We start from the raw sequence: 19,047 nt of genomic DNA, 5'->3' as shown, positions 1-19,047 counted from the left end.
TAGGCACACCCTGCATGATCTCCGCATTGAGAAGAATGCAGAAAGCATTTAAGAAATTCGAAAGGGTTAAGCTTGCAATCGGTCTCTTCTGCACAGAGAACTTCTACTACTCCCAGCTAAGCGAATTTTTGCTCAAGAACAAGAACGTTGATCTCAAGACAGTGCTCAAGACCGACATAAAGAAGGGCAAATTCATAGTGAAGAAGGCTGACGGAGAGCTAAGCTTTGCTGTCAAGGAACTCGATGCCATAGTTCCTTCAGGTTGCAAAGTCTGTCAGGACTTCTCTGCTGTAGAGAGTGACTTGAGCGTTGGAAGTGTAGGCAGTGAAGCGGGATTCTCAACCGTTGTAGTGCGAAGCGAAATTGCAAAGAGAATCGCTGATGCTATTAAAGCCAAGGGCTATGCTGAATTCAAGGAAGCGAGCATCGATGCAGTCAAGAAGCTCTGCGACTACAAGGTTAAGATCCATCCTTATCAGCAGAGGAAAGAGGAAAAGAAAGAAGAGAAGAAGCCTGAAGCTCAGTAGATCCCAGTTCTCTCTTTTATTATTTCCATTGCTTTCTTCTCTCTTTCTCCACCGCACTTCTCGATTATTTCGTAGCATTCCCTGATTTTTTTCTCAAGCTCTGGATCTCTATTTTTAACGTATCTCGTGGCATGCACGAGGGCTTCAATTACCGCATTAAAACCCCTGTTCACAGCTCTCAGCTCATTGCGAATAATTTTGCCATTTAGAAGTCTAAGATCCGCAAAAAGTCCATTTAGCTTTGCTTCGAATTCGCAATAAGCCAAAGTTCCTTTTATGATTGGGGGGTTTAGAATTTCAAAGAATTCTTCGCTGAGATCGTCGAATGCGGAAATTGCAAATATTAAGGGATCTTTTATGATGTTGGCAACAAAAAAGCTTCCTTTTTCGACATTTTCTCTTGTATGTGAGGTGTAAAGTTTTGCTTTCGCCTTTGTTCCATTTTCGTCTTCAACTATGATCCCGATTGGGGCAGTGTTCAGTATTTCACCTTTAGTGATCACGATCACTTCATTTATCCCATTCCAGAGTCCGAAGTCCTTTAGCCTCAACCTTCCACCCCTCAAGCAACGCAAGGTAGATCGAACTTGCAACAAGATCTGCAATTGTGCCGGGGTTTATTCTCTCAGCTATCAGTAACTCATCGAGTTTTCTGAAATCTTCTATGCTTTTAGACTCAAATGCTTTCCTCGCGAGTTTCATGACTTCTTCTGCAACGCTGAACCCTTTTTTTGCAATTATAAGGGTGTCCGGATACTCTGAGAGAAGTTTGTGATAAAGCAAGACGATAGTGTCGTTTACATCGAATTCAGAATTCAGAATAAATTTAGCCCCTTCTTGGCTGATCGGATAGCCATTAAGAAGTTCATAGGCGATCAAATTCTCTTTTGGAGAAAGCTTCATCCATTCGTAAACATTCAATTTTTCCTCGAAGATCTTCTTGAGCGTGTTGCGGTGCTCCAATGAGAGGTTCTCAGCTTTCAAAACTCTCGGCTTGCAAAGTTGAAATGCCTTGAAAATGTTTAACGAATCTCGAAAATTGGTATTTTTTAGAAACTCGACCGCTTTTGCTCCCGCTTCTGCAATGCTTTTTGATTTCCAGACTGCAACAAGTGGGAAAAGCAGTAGAAAGGCTCCAAAATGCACATTTGTTTTTACTCCAAATTCTCTGCCCTTCTCAACAGCTTCAAGGATATGAAGACGCCCATACCTCGCAGTTTTCAGAAAGAATGGAAAAGCAGAAACTGCGGAGACAAAAAAATCCTCATAACGCAGATCTTCGAAATTGTGCTCTCTGTCCACATTTCCTGCTTTTGGATTAGCAGAAACTTCCAGTAATAGTGAAAGAACCGCAGAAATTGCGGAATCCTCGGGGCTCTTCAGCATATTAAAAATTTTGAAAAATTTACTTCAATTTTTCTTCTATCAGCTTTGCGAAGTTTTCATAACTTCTGTAGCCAACAACCATCTCACCATTTATGAAGAACGTCGGAGTTCCCGTGACGCCGTAGCTCTGTGCATCCATAGCGTCTTTTTCAACCTCACTGCGATACTTTTCTGAATCCAAGCAATCCCTGAACTGCGTTACATTTAGCCCGAGTTCTTCTGCGTAGTCGTAGAATAGACTCTCATTTGAATACCATTCGCTCTGTCTCTCAAACAGCAGGTAATGATACTCCCAGAATTTGCCCTGCTCCATTGCACAGTTTGCAGCCATTGCAGCCTTGATTGATATCTCTCCATGGACTGGCAGATCTCTGAAGACAAGCTTTACAACATTGCTGTAGTTCTCCAAGATCTTTTTCTCGACTTCTAAGGCAAATTTAGCACAATAAGGGCATGCGTAATCCGAGAACTCGATAATTGTCACTTTTGGCTTCTCCGCACCGATCCAGGGATCGTCATCTTCGCTTACATTTATTGGTTCTCTTTCAAGACTCATGAAATACTCTTCCAAGGCAATCTTTTTGCCATCAGCAGATAGATAGTATCTCGCGGTTGTAAGTGTTCCGTTTTCGTCATAGAATTCGAGGTTCACGAGGTAGAACTCGCCAGCGTAAGTGTAGTTCTTCACCCTTACACTAATATTGGGATAAGACATCTTAACCTGTCGATTGATCTCTTCGAGAGCTTTGCTCAAATTCTTTGAAAAGTCCTGCGATTCATTTTTTCCGCTCGGAGTTATTTGCATCAGATTTAATAGCAAGAAACATGCTACAAATCCTATCGCTATTCCAGCGATCAACATCGCCAACTCTTTTGCGTTTTTCATGCGCTTAATTCGAGTATGTTCATATATATTTTATCCACAAGTGATCCATTTTTAGCCAAAAATAAAATGGAATCAGGAAATAAACCTTTCCAATCTCTTTAAAAATTCTGCTATTCTCTCCCTTGAAGTAGCGTAGCTCAATCTGACCCATTCACTAAAAGCAATGCCAAATGCAGAGCCAGGAGTTAAGGCTACGAATTCTTTTCTGAGAAAATCTTCACAGAACTTGTCTCCGTCTTTTCCAACGTTCATGAATATGTAAAATGCTCCTTTAGGCGGAGCGTATCGAATTCCGAGCTCATCGAGCTTTTTCATGATCATGTCTCTTCTTGCTTTGAACTCCGCAACCATTTGCTTTATGAAGCTCTCATCGCTCTTCAAAGCTTCGAGTCCAGCGTATTGCACGAAAGAAGTTGGATGACTCACCGAGTGTGATTGCATCACGTTCATCTTCTCAATGATCCACTTTGGAGCAACTGCATAACCAAGACGCCAGCCCGTCATCGAATACGTCTTGGAGAACCCGTTAATCGTTATAGTCCTTTCGAACATTCCATCGAAGCTTGCCAGACTGTAGTGCGCACCTTCAAAGATTATTTTTTCGTAGATCTCGTCTGACATCACAAGCAAGTCTTTGTCTACTGCGAGATCTCGAACCTTCTTTAGAAATTCCTTGCTATAGACTACGCCCAAAGGATTGCTTGGTGTGTTTATTACAACCATTTTCGTGCTTGAGCTGATGTAATCTTCAATCGGAGCGTCGCTGAAATCTTCGTTGTGTGGAACCCAGATCGGTTTTCCGCCAGCCATCAGAACGCATGCCTCGTAGCTAACCCAAGAAGGATCAAGCAAAATGACTTCGTCACCCTCATCAATTAGGCACATCATCGCTTCGAAGATCGCATATTTGGCTCCGGGTGTAACGATCACGTTGTCCGCAGTAGCCGGGACGCCGTTTTCTTTTTGCATTTTTTCGGCAATTGCGTTTAAAAGCTCTGGAATGCCCTTTGTTGGAGTATAAAACACTTTACCCTCATTCATCGCCTTGTATGCAGAATCTATGATCCTCTGCGGAGTTTTAAAGTCCGGTTCACCAACACTCATGTCGACTACGTCTTTTCCTTCCTTAGCGAGCTGTTTTGCTATTGAAGAGATCTTAAGCGTGGCTGAAGGCTTTACAGCATCAATCCTTTTTGCCACTTTCATATTCTCTCAGCCTCTTCACAAGCTTCACCGCTGCCTCTACCGCACGCTTTGCGTAGTCAACTCTTTCAGCAGCAGCGATTCTGCCCATTCCAGGACCGCTGATGCCGAGCGTTACAGGCTTTCCGTATTCTATGCTCAGATCGACAATTTTTCTTGAAGCATGCTGAGCAACGATCTCGTCATGCTCTGTTTCGCCCTCGATCACACACCCTATAGCAACGACAGCATCAACATTACCTTTTTCGAGCATTTTCTTAACTGCTATGGGGATATCAAAAGTGCCGGGAACTCGAATTATCTCGGAAACTTCAGCACCAAGAAATTCTGCATGCTCCTTTGCGAGGATCTCCATCATGTAGGTTATATCTCTGTTGAATTCTGAAACCACGAAACCAAGCTTTATCTTCTGGCTCATGCTCTAAGATCTGCACAGGCTTTTAATACTTGTCGGAAATTTGCTTTATTAAACTCAAAATTGCACTTCGGAACACAAAGATTCATGTGAAGGTTGCAAAAAGGTTTTAATTAGCAAAGAACAGTTTTATCCAGCTTTTAAACGTTTAAACGAATGTTGAAGTTCTTAAACCTTCCAATAAGGCTCATGAGGAGATCTTTGAGTAGTTGGGCTTTTTTGTCATCTTAGGAATTTAGATGACGTTTATGGAGCGAAATCGGCTGGATTCTATCTATGCAAATCATTCTGGAGGCAATGGGCAAAAAATTACAGTTTGCGACTTCTCTAAATTTTGTTTTTCAAATGCAACTTCTCTATCGAGGACGTAATCTGGGAGCAATAGTATACTATTTTAGATATTTAATTTTAAACTCTAATGTGTATTAAAACAGCCCGAATTCGATTCGGATGAGTAATAATTAAATTCACTGCATACTGCTCAGAAGGCTCATAGAAAAGCTTAAATACTCTAATACTATCAAGTCGATTGGTGCGAGGAGATGTTCGAGACGTCTGAATTGGAATTGGTTGGATATAAACAGAGCTCTGGGAGAGCGGGCGGGTTAAATCTGGCTTCTGAGGGCAGATTTTTGCCAAAAAAAGTCTTCTTTACCTCAGGGGTTGGAAGACATAAAGATGCCCTTGTTAGCTTCGAACTCGCTCTGAGAGATGCGGGAATCGAAAAATTCAACCTTGTAACGGTTAGCAGCATCTATCCGCCTGGGTGCGAGCTAATCACAAAAGAAGATGGCTTAAAGGAGCTTTATCCAGGGCAGATCGTTTTCTGCGTAATGTCGAGAATGACAAGCTGTGAAAAGGGCAAGAAAATCTTTGCAAGCGTTGGAGCTGCAATTCCAGACACGCCCTTGCTTAACGGCTACCTTACCGAATACCACGGCTATTGTAATGGCGAAGAAGGAAAGCACGCTGAAGAAATGGCAGCCTACATGCTAAGGACTGCGTTTGACATCGAACCGGCAAAGACCTTTAACATCACCGCTACTGCTGAAGTGGAGGACTACACTACGGTGGTTGCAGCTGCGGTTTTTGTGATCTGAAATGGAGCATACTGCGCCAATTGAAGTGAACAATAAAAGTTTTGCAGATCTTTTGCACTCAATGACAAAAACTGGTTTTCAGGGTAGAAGGCTTGGCTTGGCATTTGAAATCTGGCTTGAAATGCTAAAAGAGGAGCGAATTACAATTTTGATGGGACTCGCCGGAGCCATGGTTCCGGCGGGGATGAGGAAGACTATTTCTTGGATGATCAGGAATAGATTTATCGACGTGCTTGTTTCCACCGGAGCAAATCTTTTCCACGACATTCATGAGGCTTTGGGCTTCAAGCACTACTTGGGTAGCGATGCGGTGAATGATGAGGAGCTTTACAGAGAGGGTATAGACAGAATTTACGACGTCTTCGCACACGAGAAAGAATTCAACAAAATAGATTTCTTGATCTCTGAGATCTTCGCTGAACACGAGGGAATTTACAGCTCAAGAGAGATAATTGAAAAGATAGCTGAAAAGATCAGAAAAAATGCGAAGGAGGATTCAATAGTGATCTCAGCTTATGAGGAGGGCGTTCCAATATTTTGCCCGGCGATTGCCGATAGCTCCATAGGTATTGGAGCTTCCTTAGCAAATAGGAGATGCATCGTTGACACTATTAAAGATGTTGAGGAGCTAACTGAAATCGTTGCAAAATCAGAAAAGACAGGTGTAATCTATATTGGTGGTGGAGTTCCAAAGAACTTTATTCAGCAAACTGAAGTGGTTGCAAGATTGAAGGGCTACGAAGTCGATGGACATGATTATGCAATCCAGATTACTACTGACTCGCCTTACTTCGGCGGTTTGAGCGGTTGCACCTTCGAGGAGGGAATAAGCTGGGGAAAGATAAACTGGAAGAGCAAAAAAGTTCAGGTTTTTGTAGATGCAACTATAGCATTGCCTATTCTGGCTCACGGTTTATTGGGTGCGAAGAGGAACGCTTATCCAGTCTTTTCATTTGAGGAAGGAGTTAAATTGAGCTTTTCTCAAAGGACTTAGTCCTTAAGGCCTTCTCGATAGCTTTTTCCACGGCTTTTTTGTGTGCATTTGCAGCCTTATGAATTCCACCTTGCAACCCTCTCGAAGCTATGCATGGAAAGATTTGCGTGTAATAACCTGCTTTCGATGGAGCTTCTTCAATATTTAGTCCTTTTATCTTTTCTGCGACGTAGTAGGTTGATCCACAAAACGAAGATCTTTTCACCTTCACATCTTTAATTATGCCATTTTCAACCTCTATTTCAAATTCAGGGCTTCCAAAGAGTTCAAAAAACTCCGAGCCTTCAATTTTTGGAGTGGTGCAGCAAATCTCCTCCCAGAAGACTTTAACTCCTAATTTGTCCCCCTCGTCCTTTAGCTGTTTGTATGATCCGCTTTTTGTCCCACCCGATATTATAACGAGTTTGATTCCCCTTTCTGAAGCCTGTCGTATAAGTTCGAGATTGAGATCAGGATGCAGGAGATATGAAACTATCAAATCTGGCTTAAAATCTTCCGGAAGTTTCAGATAATCTTTTGGATTCTCAATTAGCATTGGCAACTCCTTTTCGACTTCATAGACCTTTACATCGAAAAACCTCGAAAAAAGTTCAATTGCTCTTCTGTTCTTCCCCTTTCTTACAACAACCCCTATCTGCATAATCTTTCAATTTCGGTCTTTATCTCTCTAAAAGGTTGGAGATCGCAAAGCTTGTAGGGTGGTATGTTGTTGATGTCAGCCTTTATGAAACACTCGCTAAACGGAATTTTTCCCAAAATAGGGTGTCTGATTTTCTCGAGCAACTTTTTAGCTTCTTCAGACTCAATAAACTTGTTTATAACAACCCCAATTTTCTCAATTCCTATATCCTTGGCAAGTTTCTCAATTCTTTCAAGTGTCTCAAAAGCCCTGCTTCCGGGCTCAACAACTGCTATCAGCAAATCCACGCCCCTTGCAGTTCCCCTGCCAAGATGTTCAATCCCCGCTTCCATGTCTAAAATAAGAACGTCTTTCTCTCTGAAAATTGCATGTCTTAGAATTGCCCTTAAAAAGGCATTTTCCGGGCAGAAACAACCCTCACCACCTTTCTCAATCGTTCCCAAAACAAGAACTCTAACACCATCCTCGTTGTAGACAGAGTAATTTTCGAAAATGTCATCAACTTTTGGATTTAATTTGTATGTCCCTAAAGGCCCAACAACTCGTTCTTCTATTACTTCTTTTAACTCGGCGAGTGGTTTTAATTTAGTTCTTATCCCAAGAGCTGAAGGAAGATTCATTGCGGTATCGCAGTCAATCGCAGTAACCCTATAACCGTCTTTGGCAAATAAATGCGCGAGGATCGCTGAGAGAGTTGTTTTTCCAACGCCTCCTTTGCCTGACACTGCTATTTTCATAATTGTAAGTTCTCCTGGCGTATAAAAAACTTTTAGATTTAATTTGTTTGGCTCAACAGCTCAAGGTTAGTTATTTGATGAATTTTAGAGTAAATTTTAAATATTCGATGGATTAAAGATAATCAATGCTAAATACGCGGGAGTTCTACTCCAAGCTTGGCTCAGGAGTATGTGTTGTGAAGGAGGGTAAAATTTTAGAAACGTATCTTTTGGGGGAGGAAGAAATCCAGAAAATTGAAAAGATCTCCTCAATGGTATCTAATTTTCCAAAGGATTTTGAAACAGGTATTGTAGAGTTTGGTGAAAATTCCAGATTTGCAGTTTTTCGCATGGAAGATTTCTTTCTAATCTTTCCGGTGAGGACAGACAACGTAGCAGAAATAATGCGCAAGAGGGAAATGATATATGGGGCTCAAGTTTTACATAGTTGAGAAAGATGGAAAAGTTGAATCAGAAGGGGTTGAAGAGAAAAATCTGTTTAACAGGCTCAGGGAGTCTGGTATAAAGAAAGCGATATTGTTTGGTAAGGACATAGCAATCTATTTCGAAACCCTTGGAGATAGATGTGTTATGGTTGGTGTGGACAGATTCTCTGCAGGCTTTGCAAAGATTTATGCAAGAAAGATTTTGAAAGAAGAAAAGAAAAAAATAGACTTGAAATCTCTTGAGGACGCCTTTGAGTTTGCAGAGAGGGTTGAAAAGGCAAATTTGGATGAGTTGGCTAAATTAAGGTGATTTAAATGCTCTATGACATTTTGAGTGTTGTTGTTGGGTTTGGTGTCGGGTTTGTGGTTACTTGGAAACTTCTTGAAAGTGGAATGACAAAAGAGGAAAAGATTGCAGAAACTGTGAGAAAAGCGAAGATATCAGAAGTAGTTGAGACGATAGAGAAGTCTGAAGTATCAAATCAGCAACAAGAAGGTCCAAAAACAGTAGAAGATCTTCCAGGATATATTGCAACCAAATATCTCTTGTCAGAAGTTACTTTGCTCACACCCGATGGATTGCCCATTGCTTCAAACAGTTCTACTCCGGACGAGGACACTGCAGAGGGGCCAGAGATTATTAAATTTGCCAAACGCGTGTTGGATTCAGACCGAATCGTTATTGCGGGTGGAGAGAGCAGATTGCTTGTGATGGAAATAAATCCGGAAGTTTTAATTTACGCGAAAACGATGAGAGATATATCACGGCCCGAGATGGAGAGGATAAAGGGTGAATTAAATACAATTCTGGAGGGTTTGATATGATCTGGTTGCTTCTTTCAATTTTGACCCTTTTCGCATCTCTGGGGGATAATTTTACAATTACAATTACCCAACCGGCCCTTATTGAGACAAGCGATTCATGTCTTTTCTTCGTTGAGACGATGAACGGTTCCGCTTACTTACCCGCAGGTTCTTACGTTGTCAAAGTAGGGGCGAGCTGTGAGCCTGGAGTAAAATACGTGACAGCCAATGGGTTGAGAATTGCAGAAGTGAGTGTTACTTCAGATTTGAAGCAAGAAAACCTGAGAAAATATGCAATATGGCTTGAAAGCAAATTAATGGCCATTAGTAGCGAAATTGGGCTTTTGAGGGGAGAAATCGAAAATCTTACTCAAAAGTTAAATGAGATCGAGTCAGAAAAAAGCAAATTAGAAATGGAGAAAAAGACGCTTGAAACGGAATTTTTCAGGTTAAATGAGAGTTATAACTCCTTGAAATTGAGATACGACCTACTTAGCGAGGAATTCGAAAGCAGGGCGATTAAGATATCTCAAATGGAGAGCGAAATTAAAAGCTTGGCGGAGCAGAGCGCAACCTATCGAATAGCCACGTTCTTCTTAGTCTCAATCTTTGTGGGCTCATTCAGTGCAATGGTAATAATGATTCGTAGATCCTAAGGAGTAAATATTTCGCTCGAATTTGTCGTAAAATTTTTTCCAAAACTGGTGTGGAGAATAAATCGATAGCCTAAGTCTGCTTTTCCTCCTCTAAACGCGTCTCCATAGGTTGCATTGACAATTTCGCCAACGAAGAGCGTATGATCTCCAACTTCGACTTCATTTATAACCTTACATTCCAGATTGGCCTGACATTCCTTTATCGAGGGAACCCTTATCTTTTGCGATTTAACGAGAGTAAGTTTAACTTTTGATATTTTATCTTCAGTAGCACCACTTATGCTTCCAGCAATCCAAACATCTCGGAGCAGTTCTATTGTGGGAACCGCAACTACAAATTCTTTGTAATCCTTTATTAACTTGTTAGTGTATCTTTTGTGGCCTACAGAAACTCCCAGCATTTTTGGTTCAAAAGAGAGCGGTATTACCCAGTCAGCAGTCATAATATTGGGTTTTTCAACTCCTGAAACGATTAGATACGTTCTCAGGGGGTATAGTAGTTCAAGCATACTTCTCCCTCTTCTCATTTATTAGGGATATGAAATCGTCAGGCGAATCCAAACACTCGAGCTCTTCTTTAAGGACAAACACAACTGAATTAACCTTCTTTTTCATTTGCCTTTCTGTAATATAGGCAGCATCTATATTCACGATCTGCGAGACTTTGCCTATAATTTGAGCTCTCTTCTCTATTTCTCTAACCTGTTTCAATCCCATAATCACATCGTTATCCTCAACTTTCGAAATGGCATCAAAAGGCGTGTGCTTTACAGTATAAACAGCAATACCAATCTCTCTCAATTTTTCGATAATCTCGTTACTCTCTTCAAATTCTTCCTTTGTAATCTCCTTCTCGTCTCCACGCACGAACTCCGAGAAGTCTATTTTTTCTACCACGTCACCGAAGACTTCTTCAAGCTTTATTGCAACTTCAACACTTGCATCAGCCCCCTCTTCATAATTCTTTACAGTTCTTTTCGATACCCCAAGCCTTTTTGCTGCATCCCCGATGCTTATCCCCATCGCCTCTCTAGCCTTTCGAAGTTTCTCTGCGTTTATCTTGACGTAATAACCGCCGGGGGCAGAATAAATATAGGGAAGTTCTCCGCGGAGGTAATCATAAAAGGTGGCAAGATTGATAACGGGCAGGTCGTATCTTGAATACACAACTCTCCTCTCGAGAAAATCGAATTTGAATTTCTCCCCTATCACGATTGCAATTGCATTCAGGAGTCTGGCTATTTTTCGCATCTCTTCGGCAGTTTCGATCTTCAAAGAATCCACGTTGTATAAAACTTTAATTAAAAGAATTTGCTTTCCTTTTCTGGCTATAAGATCGAAGCATCTTGGCTTAGTATCAAGTAACTCAAGCAATTCATAACCTTCTCTCCGCAGAAGTCTTATAACGGTATTCATTAGTAGGGACTGCATTTTAATCTATGTTGTAAAGAGTAGTATATAAAAATTTTCCGATTTCTTGAAGGAGCAACTTTTAAATCTCAATCAAAATTCTGACATTATGTTTGGAGAAAACATTAAAGACAACTAAAAAGCCTGAGCCTTATTTTTTCAGTAGTCAGAGCATAAATTGAGAGCACGAGAATTGCCATATTGAGCATGTTTCTGTAGATTGGAGGGCGAACGGTGTAGGAACTGGAATCTCTCAGGGAATCAGAAATCTCTCTTCTTTGAGGTCTTCTGGTATCTTTTTCGTCGGAGCGAGATTCAGAGTTTTAATCCAGCTTTTAAGAAGTGATCCACCCCTCCAAGCCTCGATTTTTATCAAATAGTTGTAATCCTTGGGAACTGTGAAATTGAACTCAACAATTTCTGTCTTTCCAATCTCCAGAGTCTTCGAAAACCAGCCTTCATAAGCAAGAATTCCAGATTCGAATTGAACCGCCTTTAAATGAAAATAACGTTGCTGTAGTGGCTCGTGCTTTCCAGATAGATCTCAGTCTCACTTCTGCACTTTCATTCAAAACCCTCTTTGATCAAAGTTTCTTTTAGAAGTAAATTCGTGGTGGACTTGTAGATCTTTGTCAGGATTTCTGCATCGGTCTCTCCATTTACATTTAAAACTTCATGTCTATGTTTTCAATTCAAACTGCTTCAGGTGGCTGTGCAGAAACATCAACAAAAATCGGAATTGCCACCGCGAGCATGAGGATTGCGACCAGAACAGCGAGAACGAGTTTCCAACCCATATCACTCTTCTACAACTATTTAAATTTTTTGATACTTGTCAGCATGGCTAAAAGTGCAAAAAGTTTTTTGCTTACGTTGAATTCTATTGTTATGCTTACAGAATATGCATCCAAGATCCTTGCCTCATTTGATGAGCTTGGTAGGGTTCTCAGGAAAGAAGGTAAAGCCCTAATTATCGAAGACGACCCCCTAAAAGTAGTTATAACAAGAGATCGAATCGAATTCTACGCTTTTGGTGAGTTTCAGGGTTTTGTAAGCAATACCAAAGAAGAACTAAGCGATCTTGTCAGCGAAGAGGCGAAGCTATGGCTTCAGGCATTGGCAAACTTACATTTCAAGAGATTTAGCCTGAGGAAGTGATATGGAGCTCCCGCCATTTCGACCGCCAAGTGAAGCTTTTAGCTATCTGATTAGAGTTGTTAGAGGTTGCAACTGGAATCGATGCGTATTTTGCTCGATGTATAAAGCCATAAAATTTGAGCAAAGGGCGAAGGAGGAAATTCTTAGAGACATTGACGAAATTCCAAAGTATTTTCCGAAATCAAAGTCCGCATTCCTTGGCGACTCAAATCCGCTGATTCATAAGGACATCGCTGAAATCATTCGCTATTTGAAAGCCAAGAGACCAGAAGTAGAAAGGGTTACCGCTTATGCAAGGATAAAGACTATAGCGAACATGCAAGAGGAAAAGTTGGAAGATCTGAAATCTGCTGGGCTTACGAGACTGCATATGGGTCTTGAAAGCGGTGATGACGAAATTCTTGGACTTGTTCAGAAAGGAATAACAGCTGAGGATGCGATTAAAGCGGGAAAGAAAGCGGGCAAATTCTTTGAGACCACTTATTATGTAATAACTGGACTTGGCGGAGCGGAGAGAAGCGAAAGGCATGCGAAGAACACTGCAAGGGTTATAAACGAGGCAAAGCCAACTTTTGTCAGAATAAGAAATCTGACGATAACAAATCCCGATATGGAAGGACTTGTTAAACCGCTTAACGCTGAGGAACAGCTTCTGGAACTCAAAAACCTGATTGAGGGGATAAAAGTTGATACTTACTTCACATGCGACCACGTTTCCAATTATCTTTTTACGGAGCGTGGACCAATTTTTACAGGAGTTCATGGCAGAATTCCAGAGGAGAAGGAAGAAATGCTTAGACTTATAGAGGATACACTCGAGACCGTGAAAGCTCTTAGAAAAGCGGGAGTTGAGGTTTTCACGAGCGATGATATGTTTAGGATGGGTTTGATTTCGCTTTAAATCTGAGGAAGCTTTTCCTTTAGAGTCTCAATCCATTTTTGTGAATTTTTGAAAACAACTAAGAAAGATTGATATATGATGGAGCATTAAGCAATGACATAATAATGGAGGGGTGGAATTGTGAATCCACTTCGCCTATGCATTCTGTTTGCATTTGTTTTGGCGATTTTCACTGTAGAAGCAATTGCAGAGAGTCCGCAGAAAACTCCGGTGGGTTTTGAAAAAATTGGAATTCCAATACACAGAGATTTTCTTTCAGACAAACTTTCGAAGTTGCAAAAAACTGATTTGCACATGCTAAAGGAAAAAATGCGGATAAGATAGGAACACTTTCAGAGAAAGTTAGAGAGAAAAAGATAGTAAAACTTCCAACGGGTGAAAAAGTCGAAGTCGGGATCACAGATAAGGCGGAAATCTTTGTTTTATCTGCTGATGAGAACGTTAAAGTCATGGAAAGGCTCGCGATTCCCAGAGATGTGGATTTGAGGAAAGTGGATGAAAAGCTTTTCAACGTTGAGGCTTTGATAAAAGAGGGCTACGCAGATTCTGAAAGGATTCCTGTAATAGTTGTGGCGGAGAAGGAGAAGATGGGAAATGTTGAGGGAGTTGCAAAATCGCTTGGAAAGGCAAAGAAGTTCGAAATAATTCCCGCAATCTCTCTGGAAGTGAAGAAGGGGGATGATTTCAGAAAACTGCTTTCGATCGATGGAGTAAAGAAGGTATGGCTGGATAGAAAAGTAAGGGCTTTGCTCAGCGAAAGCGTTCCGCTGATAAATGCGACCGAAGTCTGGAACCTTGGATACAACGGTTCTGGCGTTAAAATTGCAATACTCGACACAGGAATAAACTCGAGCCATGGGGATTTTTACTTTGAAGATGGAACGCCAAAGATAATCTATTCTGTCGACCTTACCGATGACGGAACTGCTGAAGATTTAAATGGACACGGAACGCACGTTGCGAGCATCGCAGCTGGAACTGGAAATGAGACAGAGTTTAAAGGAGTTGCCCCTGGCGCCTATCTGATGAACGTAAAGGTTCTCAATCAAAATGGCGAAGGATATGAGAGCTGGATAATTCAGGGAATAGATTATGCGGTTGGCAATGGAGCAGATATAATAAGCATGAGCCTTGGAGGCATTCCAACTTCTGGAGAAGATCCCCTAAGCCTTGCATGCGATGCTGCGGTTGAAAATGGCGTAATCGTTGTTGCTGCAGCCGGAAATTATGGAGATTATTACACGATCTCGTCTCCGGGTTCCGCAAAGAAGGTTATAACCGTTGGGGCAACGGATAAAACTGATCAGATCGCATCTTTTAGCAGTAGAGGTCCAACTCTTGATTATAGAGTCAAGCCGGAGGTAGTTGCACCAGGCGTTGATATAGAGGCTGCGAATTATCAGGGAGGAACTGCAGTGATGAGCGGGACGAGCATGGCAACGCCCCATGTTTCCGGGCTTGCAGCGCTGCTCAAGCAGGCAAGAAACGTGGATCCGGAGACTGTTAAGAACATTATAGCGAGCACCTCAGTCTTGCTTGATTACGATGTCTTTACACAGGGTGCGGGTAGAATAAATGCTCTTGCTGCAATAAATACCGAGCTAATTGCCGAGCCAGCTGTTGTTAGCTTGGGAGTTGCGAATCAGAAGAACTTCACGATCTCCTTCAGAAATCTGAACAGCTCTGCAGATATACCGATCTCGATAATTGCGAACTCGAACTGCAAAGTCTGGCTTAACAGAACAGAGCTTTTAATCCAAGCAGATTCAAAGGCAGAAGTCGAGGTCGGCGTTACCGCTGAAGATCAGAGATTCTGTAGTGGTATAATAGTTACGAACTACACGGTCAGTGGCTCAGACGTTCATGCAGTTTTCGGAATGGTTGTTCCTGTAAGCGAGGAAATAGACAGCTGTAGGGAAATCTCGCATCCCGGATACTACAGGCTTGTAAATAGCATTTCAGGGCTTTTAAGCGATCAGTATTACTGCATAGGAATATTTGCGAATGACGTTGTTTTAGACGGACAGGGATTTTCGATTACAGGCGATCAGAGTGGAGTGGGAATTGGAATTCTCGTTTCGGCGAACAACGTTACAATAACAAATGTTAGCGTTTCTGGATATGGTGGCGGCATCGTTCTCGTGGCTTCCAGCAACAACACCATTGCTGACAATAGTATCTCGAACAATGTGGTTGGAATCTATCTTTGGGATTCCAGCGACAATATCGTAGCTAACAACACTATCTCGAACAATTGGGCTGGAATATATCCCGGTGATTCCAGCAGCAATCTCATCTACAACAACCTTTTCAACAACACGAACAACGTTATTACTAAATTAGCTGCTGGCATAAAAGTGGATACCAGAACTTACAAACTCGTTTACCTTGCGTTTGGATTTGAGGCAATAAACAGCAGTGAAATGAGAGACGAGGTTATGAACAGAACTCTGAACTGGCTTGGATACAGCGGTCAGAGGATTCTGCTGGTGGATGACGACGATTATGCCCACTATGAATCATACTACATTGCTTCATTGAATAATCTTGGCATTGCATATGATTACTGGGACTGCGAAGTTATGGGATCCCCAAGCTACTCTGATTTAAGCAATTATCCAATCGTTGTATGGTTCTTTGGAGATGACTACGAGGAAGTTCTAAATGAAGCTGAAATAGAGGCTTTGGCGGATTATTTGGACAATGGAGGAAAACTATTCATAACAGGGCAGGATATAGGCTACTATTTAGTTGAACTGGGAAATGATCCAGAATTCTATCGAAACTACTTGCACGCTGTATACATCACTGACTGGACTGGCATCTGGGATATAATTGGAATAGAAGGTGATCCGATCTCAGACGGATTGGCTTTTGGCATTTCTGGTGGTAATGGTGCAAACAATCAGGATTATCCGAGTGGAATAGCACCGGCGGATAGCTATGCAACTCCGATCTTTATCTACTCGTATATCGCTGAAGCGAACACATGGAACACTACCTTGCAGCAAGGAACAAACATCCTCGGTGGCAACTGGCTTGGCGGTAATGCTTGGCTAAGCCCAGATGGAAATGGTTACTCGCAGACTTGCAGTGACACACAAGAACCGATAGGGATCTGTGATGGGCTCTATGTAATAGATAGCAACAACGTCGATTATCTACCGCTTTCCATTGGTCAAACACTTAAGCCAGATCTAATCGTGACAGCGATCTCAATTAATCCAGAGCAACCAATTGTTGACCAAACAGCAACGATAAACGCAACAATAGAAAACATCGGCAATGCAAATGCGGGAGCATTCAACGTTAGCTTCTATGCAAACAACGCCTTAATAGAAAAGGTAAGAATTGACGGTCTCAATGCAGATGGATCAGCGATTGCAAGCATTTCATGGACTCCAAGCTCAGCTGGAAGCTACACGATAAGAGTGATCGCAGATTCGGAAAACGAAATTACCGAAAGCAATGAAGCGAACAACGAGAGCTCAGTAACTGTGAAAGTCGTTGCACCACCAACACCAGAACCTACACCAACACCAGAACCAACTCCAACTCCAGAACCTACCCCAACAACTCCACCAACTACACCACCAAAAACCACTCCACGTCCAATACTCGGCGGCGGTGGCGGTGGAGGAGGTGGTGGAGGAGTAATCCCGGGAGTGCCGATCTACATTAGCGACTGGATAAGGCTAAGGGCGAACAACAGCACAGACTTCACAATGCCCCAGAGTGCCTTCTGGGAAACTAACGTCGTTGCTTTAATTCTGCTGAGCGATGAAAACGTAAACGCAAAGCTTAGAATAGAGAAGAAGAAAGAACTCCCGTCTGATATTCCCGCCCCATCAGGAGTTATTGCCTTAATCCTGAGCATAGATCCGACTTTGAGCACAAAGGCTAATTTAAGTGGCAGAATACAGTTCGGAATTCCAATTGAAGAGATCAAAGCCAAAGGCTTCGATCCAAAGGCTGTTGCAGTAGTTCTGCTGAAGTGGAACGGCAAGGAATGGATTAAACTGCCTACGAATTTCGTTGGCAGTGATGGAAAATACAATTACTATGAAGCAACAACTGAGAGCTTCAGTCTCTTTGCTGCTGTGCTAAAGCCATTGGAGACTCCAATACAGACAACTCCAGTAACCCCAACAACGCCACCCACAATAGTCGTGACAACACCAACCACGACTCCAGCTGAGAAACCGTTCATTCCTGGCTTCGAAGCGATCTTCGCAATCGCGGGGCTCTTAGCGGTTAGCTATCTCATTAGAAGGAAGAATTAAATTTTAATTTTTTATTTTTTAATTTAGATTCAATATGAACCTTATAGGGCTTAAAGCAACAGCGAGACAACCAAAAATCAAAAATAAAATTCTCAGCTCTGCTGACAGCTTCTTATATCAACTTCAACCACCGCCCCTCTCGGTTCGACCTCTTTAAAGATCTGCCCTTCGAATCTATAAACTTCTGCTCCACTTAGCCAGCAGTCTGGTGGAAGCCCAGCTTTCATACAGGTCTGGCTTAGAAATTCCTCTGCGTCGAAGCCGAACTCTACTGCAACTTGAGGCAAAAGAAGCCCCGAAAACAAACCTTTTCTTACCATTAAGCCATGCTTACCGATCTCAACAAATTTTGGCAAATCTTTTGGCTTTGCATTGATTTTTTCTGGTTCTGTTAAGATCGTAACTTCTACGGTGATCTCATCCATCTCTGATCTCCGCACGGGCTCAAATCTTGGATCATCTACCGCTGCAGCTATTGCAGATTCGATTATTGCTTCGTCAAGCCTCTTTATTGGGTAGGGAAATCCTATACATCCTCTCAAATCATTATTTTTGATCAGAGTTGTAAAAACTCCTCTCTTTTGGGCGAATACACCCTCGAGTCGATCTTGAATGACTTTCTTATTTTCAAGATACTCCTCTATTGCTCTTCTCGCAAGCTTAACTGCCTTTTCACCATCTTCAGGGCTTAGCTTCATAAAATGGAAAAGGATTTTTAAATTAATAACCTTGTTGCTTCATGATCCTCGGCGTTGACATCGGCGGAACTAACACCGACGTGGTTCTGCTCAAAAATGAAGACTTCGAAGTAGTTGGAACCTTTAAAACGAAGGAATTCGATTTAAGCAAGATCGATGTTGATTATGAAGCCATTGGCATTGGAATTGCGGTCTGGTTCAAAAATGGCAAACCAGTAGGAGCTCCAAACCTTGAAAGAATTCCAAAAATCGAGACTGATAAGCCAAAAATTGTTGAAAACGATGCAAAGTGTTTTGCCTATTATTCAGCAAAGGTAACGGGTAAGAATAACGTTCTCTCGCTCACCGTTGGAACTGGGATTGGAACTGGCATTGTGGTGGGAGGTAAGCTTTACAAAGGCGATGGGCTTGCTGGCGAGCTCGGGCATTCTTATGTTGGAGGGCGAAGGAAATGCAAGTGCGGGGGCTATGGGCATCTTGAATGCTATTTCGGGGGCTGGGCAATCAAAGATGTAAAGGAAAAGCTTGAAAATGGGACAATCTATGACACTAAAGGTTTTAAACTGTTCTGTATTGCAATAGCGAATGCAATAATGCTTCTGAATCCAGAAATCGTCACTTTTGGAGGTAGAATCGGAGGAAGGCTGAATGAGCAAGTGATTTCAGAAGAAGTTTCAAAACTTATTCCCGAAGTGTTTAAACCTGAGTTCAGGGTTATAAAAGACGACTATGCGGTTGCAAAAGGCTCTGCATTGCTTGCAAAGGACCTGCTAAATTTGTAGAATTTTCCGAGTTTTTAAAGTTCAAATTTCAAAGTCCGTAAA

Annotated in this window: 22 protein-coding genes; 12 read left to right on the top strand and 10 right to left on the bottom strand. The window is 41.9% G+C overall.

The features are described 5' to 3' along the window. Nucleotides 1–527: Coenzyme F420 hydrogenase/dehydrogenase, beta subunit C-terminal domain (locus QXI54_07180; GenBank protein ID MEM0302932.1), on the top strand; the 527-nt coding region annotated here is incomplete at its 5' end. Here QXI54_07180 and QXI54_07175 read toward each other — a convergent pair. The 5 genes from QXI54_07175 to ribH all read right to left on the bottom strand — a co-directional run bounded on the left by QXI54_07175 (nucleotide 521) and on the right by ribH (nucleotide 4,420). After that, on the bottom strand, nucleotides 521–1,078 hold the full coding sequence (locus QXI54_07175; protein MEM0302931.1) for a DUF447 family protein: 558 nt from the start codon (nucleotides 1,076–1,078) through the stop codon (nucleotides 521–523). The genes QXI54_07180 and QXI54_07175 overlap by 7 nt on opposite strands. Continuing rightward, a complete protein-coding gene (locus QXI54_07170) occupies nucleotides 1,038–1,913 on the bottom strand; it encodes a triphosphoribosyl-dephospho-CoA synthase (protein MEM0302930.1) in 876 nt (291 codons plus the stop codon). The genes QXI54_07175 and QXI54_07170 overlap by 41 nt, the downstream gene beginning before the upstream one ends. Nucleotides 1,914–1,932: 19 nt before the next feature. After that, nucleotides 1,933–2,799 carry a DsbA family protein gene (locus QXI54_07165; GenBank protein MEM0302929.1) on the bottom strand — a complete coding sequence of 289 codons (867 nt, stop codon included), beginning with the start codon at nucleotides 2,797–2,799 and terminating at the stop codon, nucleotides 1,933–1,935. Between the two features lie 72 nt (nucleotides 2,800–2,871). Beyond that, nucleotides 2,872–4,005 (bottom strand): pyridoxal phosphate-dependent aminotransferase, encoded by a 1,134-nt coding sequence (locus QXI54_07160; GenBank protein MEM0302928.1) that lies wholly within the window; start codon nucleotides 4,003–4,005, stop codon nucleotides 2,872–2,874. Further along, nucleotides 3,983–4,420 (bottom strand): 6,7-dimethyl-8-ribityllumazine synthase, encoded by a 438-nt coding sequence (gene ribH, locus QXI54_07155; protein MEM0302927.1) that lies wholly within the window; start codon nucleotides 4,418–4,420, stop codon nucleotides 3,983–3,985. The genes QXI54_07160 and ribH overlap by 23 nt, the downstream gene beginning before the upstream one ends. A 539-nt stretch (nucleotides 4,421–4,959) precedes the next feature. Here ribH and QXI54_07150 point away from each other — a divergent pair. Beyond that, on the top strand, nucleotides 4,960–5,517 hold the full coding sequence (locus QXI54_07150) for an arginine decarboxylase, pyruvoyl-dependent (GenBank protein MEM0302926.1): 558 nt from the start codon (nucleotides 4,960–4,962) through the stop codon (nucleotides 5,515–5,517). 1 nt (nucleotide 5,518) lies between these two features. Continuing rightward, entirely contained in the window at nucleotides 5,519–6,511 is a 993-nt protein-coding gene (locus tag QXI54_07145) for a deoxyhypusine synthase (GenBank protein MEM0302925.1), read from the top strand. On the opposite strand, the gene QXI54_07140 is transcribed toward QXI54_07145, so the two are convergent. Beyond that, nucleotides 6,483–7,151, bottom strand: a complete 669-nt coding sequence (locus QXI54_07140; GenBank protein ID MEM0302924.1) for a DUF166 domain-containing protein — start codon at nucleotides 7,149–7,151, stop codon at nucleotides 6,483–6,485. The two genes, QXI54_07145 and QXI54_07140, sit on opposite strands and share 29 nt — an antisense overlap. Then, nucleotides 7,142–7,888, bottom strand: coding sequence for a P-loop NTPase (locus QXI54_07135; GenBank protein ID MEM0302923.1), 747 nt, complete (start codon nucleotides 7,886–7,888; stop codon nucleotides 7,142–7,144). Before QXI54_07135 ends, QXI54_07140 begins: the two co-directional genes overlap by 10 nt. Before the next feature lie 125 nt (nucleotides 7,889–8,013). Here QXI54_07135 and QXI54_07130 point away from each other — a divergent pair, with 125 nt between their 5' ends. From QXI54_07130 to QXI54_07115, 4 genes are read left to right on the top strand one after another with little or no spacing between them, the layout of a single operon-like run. Next, a complete protein-coding gene (locus tag QXI54_07130) occupies nucleotides 8,014–8,319 on the top strand; it encodes a hypothetical protein (protein MEM0302922.1) in 306 nt (101 codons plus the stop codon). Then, the gene (locus QXI54_07125) at nucleotides 8,294–8,623 is read left to right on the top strand and encodes a hypothetical protein (protein ID MEM0302921.1); all 330 of its coding nucleotides are present in this window, start codon (nucleotides 8,294–8,296) and stop codon (nucleotides 8,621–8,623) included. The genes QXI54_07130 and QXI54_07125 overlap by 26 nt, the downstream gene beginning before the upstream one ends. A 5-nt stretch (nucleotides 8,624–8,628) precedes the next feature. Next, complete coding sequence (locus QXI54_07120; GenBank protein ID MEM0302920.1) at nucleotides 8,629–9,138, top strand: hypothetical protein; 510 nt, start codon at nucleotides 8,629–8,631, stop codon at nucleotides 9,136–9,138. Continuing rightward, complete coding sequence (locus tag QXI54_07115; GenBank protein MEM0302919.1) at nucleotides 9,135–9,773, top strand: hypothetical protein; 639 nt, start codon at nucleotides 9,135–9,137, stop codon at nucleotides 9,771–9,773. The genes QXI54_07120 and QXI54_07115 overlap by 4 nt, the downstream gene beginning before the upstream one ends. On the opposite strand, the gene QXI54_07110 is transcribed toward QXI54_07115, so the two are convergent. Both QXI54_07110 and QXI54_07105 read right to left on the bottom strand, forming a co-directional pair. Then, nucleotides 9,770–10,282 (bottom strand): flavin reductase family protein, encoded by a 513-nt coding sequence (locus QXI54_07110; GenBank protein ID MEM0302918.1) that lies wholly within the window; start codon nucleotides 10,280–10,282, stop codon nucleotides 9,770–9,772. The two genes, QXI54_07115 and QXI54_07110, sit on opposite strands and share 4 nt — an antisense overlap. Further along, nucleotides 10,275–11,204: a transcriptional regulator gene (locus QXI54_07105; GenBank protein ID MEM0302917.1), complete on the bottom strand. Its 930-nt coding sequence runs from the start codon at nucleotides 11,202–11,204 to the stop codon at nucleotides 10,275–10,277. The genes QXI54_07110 and QXI54_07105 overlap by 8 nt, the downstream gene beginning before the upstream one ends. Before the next feature lie 867 nt (nucleotides 11,205–12,071). On the opposite strand from QXI54_07105, the gene QXI54_07100 reads away from it, so the two are divergent. From QXI54_07100 to QXI54_07085, 4 genes are all read left to right on the top strand, one after another. After that, nucleotides 12,072–12,341, top strand: a complete 270-nt coding sequence (locus QXI54_07100) for a hypothetical protein (protein MEM0302916.1) — start codon at nucleotides 12,072–12,074, stop codon at nucleotides 12,339–12,341. A 1-nt stretch (nucleotide 12,342) separates the two neighbouring features. Continuing rightward, nucleotides 12,343–13,242, top strand: coding sequence for a radical SAM protein (locus tag QXI54_07095; GenBank protein ID MEM0302915.1), 900 nt, complete (start codon nucleotides 12,343–12,345; stop codon nucleotides 13,240–13,242). A gap of 120 nt (nucleotides 13,243–13,362) precedes the next feature. Further along, a complete protein-coding gene (locus tag QXI54_07090; protein ID MEM0302914.1) occupies nucleotides 13,363–13,566 on the top strand; it encodes a hypothetical protein in 204 nt (67 codons plus the stop codon). A 125-nt stretch (nucleotides 13,567–13,691) separates the two neighbouring features. Next, complete coding sequence (locus QXI54_07085) at nucleotides 13,692–17,525, top strand: S8 family serine peptidase (protein ID MEM0302913.1); 3,834 nt, start codon at nucleotides 13,692–13,694, stop codon at nucleotides 17,523–17,525. Nucleotides 17,526–17,617: 92 nt separating this feature from the next. On the opposite strand, the gene QXI54_07080 is transcribed toward QXI54_07085, so the two are convergent. Next, a complete protein-coding gene (locus tag QXI54_07080; protein MEM0302912.1) occupies nucleotides 17,618–18,223 on the bottom strand; it encodes a TIGR00296 family protein in 606 nt (201 codons plus the stop codon). A 41-nt stretch (nucleotides 18,224–18,264) separates the two neighbouring features. On the opposite strand from QXI54_07080, the gene QXI54_07075 reads away from it, so the two are divergent. Next, a complete protein-coding gene (locus QXI54_07075) occupies nucleotides 18,265–19,005 on the top strand; it encodes an ROK family protein (protein ID MEM0302911.1) in 741 nt (246 codons plus the stop codon). Nucleotides 19,006–19,047 lie beyond the last annotated feature (42 nt).

The organism is Archaeoglobaceae archaeon, assembly GCA_038734275.1.
Taxonomy (GTDB): Archaea; Halobacteriota; Archaeoglobi; order Archaeoglobales; family Archaeoglobaceae; genus WYZ-LMO2.
This window is presented reverse-complemented; position numbering and strand designations above follow the sequence as displayed.

Coding starts and splice junctions, on each gene's coding strand:
- QXI54_07110 (MEM0302918.1), bottom strand. CDS start 10,282: ATGCTTGAACTACTATACCCCCTGAGAACGTATCTAATCGTTTCAGGA.
- QXI54_07095 (MEM0302915.1), top strand. CDS start 12,343: ATGGAGCTCCCGCCATTTCGACCGCCAAGTGAAGCTTTTAGCTATCTG.
- QXI54_07105 (MEM0302917.1), bottom strand. CDS start 11,204: ATGCAGTCCCTACTAATGAATACCGTTATAAGACTTCTGCGGAGAGAA.
- QXI54_07140 (MEM0302924.1), bottom strand. CDS start 7,151: ATGCAGATAGGGGTTGTTGTAAGAAAGGGGAAGAACAGAAGAGCAATT.
- QXI54_07080 (MEM0302912.1), bottom strand. CDS start 18,223: ATGAAGCTAAGCCCTGAAGATGGTGAAAAGGCAGTTAAGCTTGCGAGA.
- QXI54_07125 (MEM0302921.1), top strand. CDS start 8,294: ATGGGGCTCAAGTTTTACATAGTTGAGAAAGATGGAAAAGTTGAATCA.
- QXI54_07085 (MEM0302913.1), top strand. CDS start 13,692: ATGGAAAGGCTCGCGATTCCCAGAGATGTGGATTTGAGGAAAGTGGAT.
- QXI54_07075 (MEM0302911.1), top strand. CDS start 18,265: ATGATCCTCGGCGTTGACATCGGCGGAACTAACACCGACGTGGTTCTG.
- QXI54_07130 (MEM0302922.1), top strand. CDS start 8,014: ATGCTAAATACGCGGGAGTTCTACTCCAAGCTTGGCTCAGGAGTATGT.
- QXI54_07115 (MEM0302919.1), top strand. CDS start 9,135: ATGATCTGGTTGCTTCTTTCAATTTTGACCCTTTTCGCATCTCTGGGG.
- QXI54_07165 (MEM0302929.1), bottom strand. CDS start 2,799: ATGAAAAACGCAAAAGAGTTGGCGATGTTGATCGCTGGAATAGCGATA.
- QXI54_07160 (MEM0302928.1), bottom strand. CDS start 4,005: ATGAAAGTGGCAAAAAGGATTGATGCTGTAAAGCCTTCAGCCACGCTT.
- QXI54_07100 (MEM0302916.1), top strand. CDS start 12,072: ATGCTTACAGAATATGCATCCAAGATCCTTGCCTCATTTGATGAGCTT.
- QXI54_07170 (MEM0302930.1), bottom strand. CDS start 1,913: ATGCTGAAGAGCCCCGAGGATTCCGCAATTTCTGCGGTTCTTTCACTA.
- QXI54_07145 (MEM0302925.1), top strand. CDS start 5,519: ATGGAGCATACTGCGCCAATTGAAGTGAACAATAAAAGTTTTGCAGAT.
- ribH (MEM0302927.1), bottom strand. CDS start 4,420: ATGAGCCAGAAGATAAAGCTTGGTTTCGTGGTTTCAGAATTCAACAGA.
- QXI54_07135 (MEM0302923.1), bottom strand. CDS start 7,888: ATGAAAATAGCAGTGTCAGGCAAAGGAGGCGTTGGAAAAACAACTCTC.
- QXI54_07120 (MEM0302920.1), top strand. CDS start 8,629: ATGCTCTATGACATTTTGAGTGTTGTTGTTGGGTTTGGTGTCGGGTTT.
- QXI54_07150 (MEM0302926.1), top strand. CDS start 4,960: ATGTTCGAGACGTCTGAATTGGAATTGGTTGGATATAAACAGAGCTCT.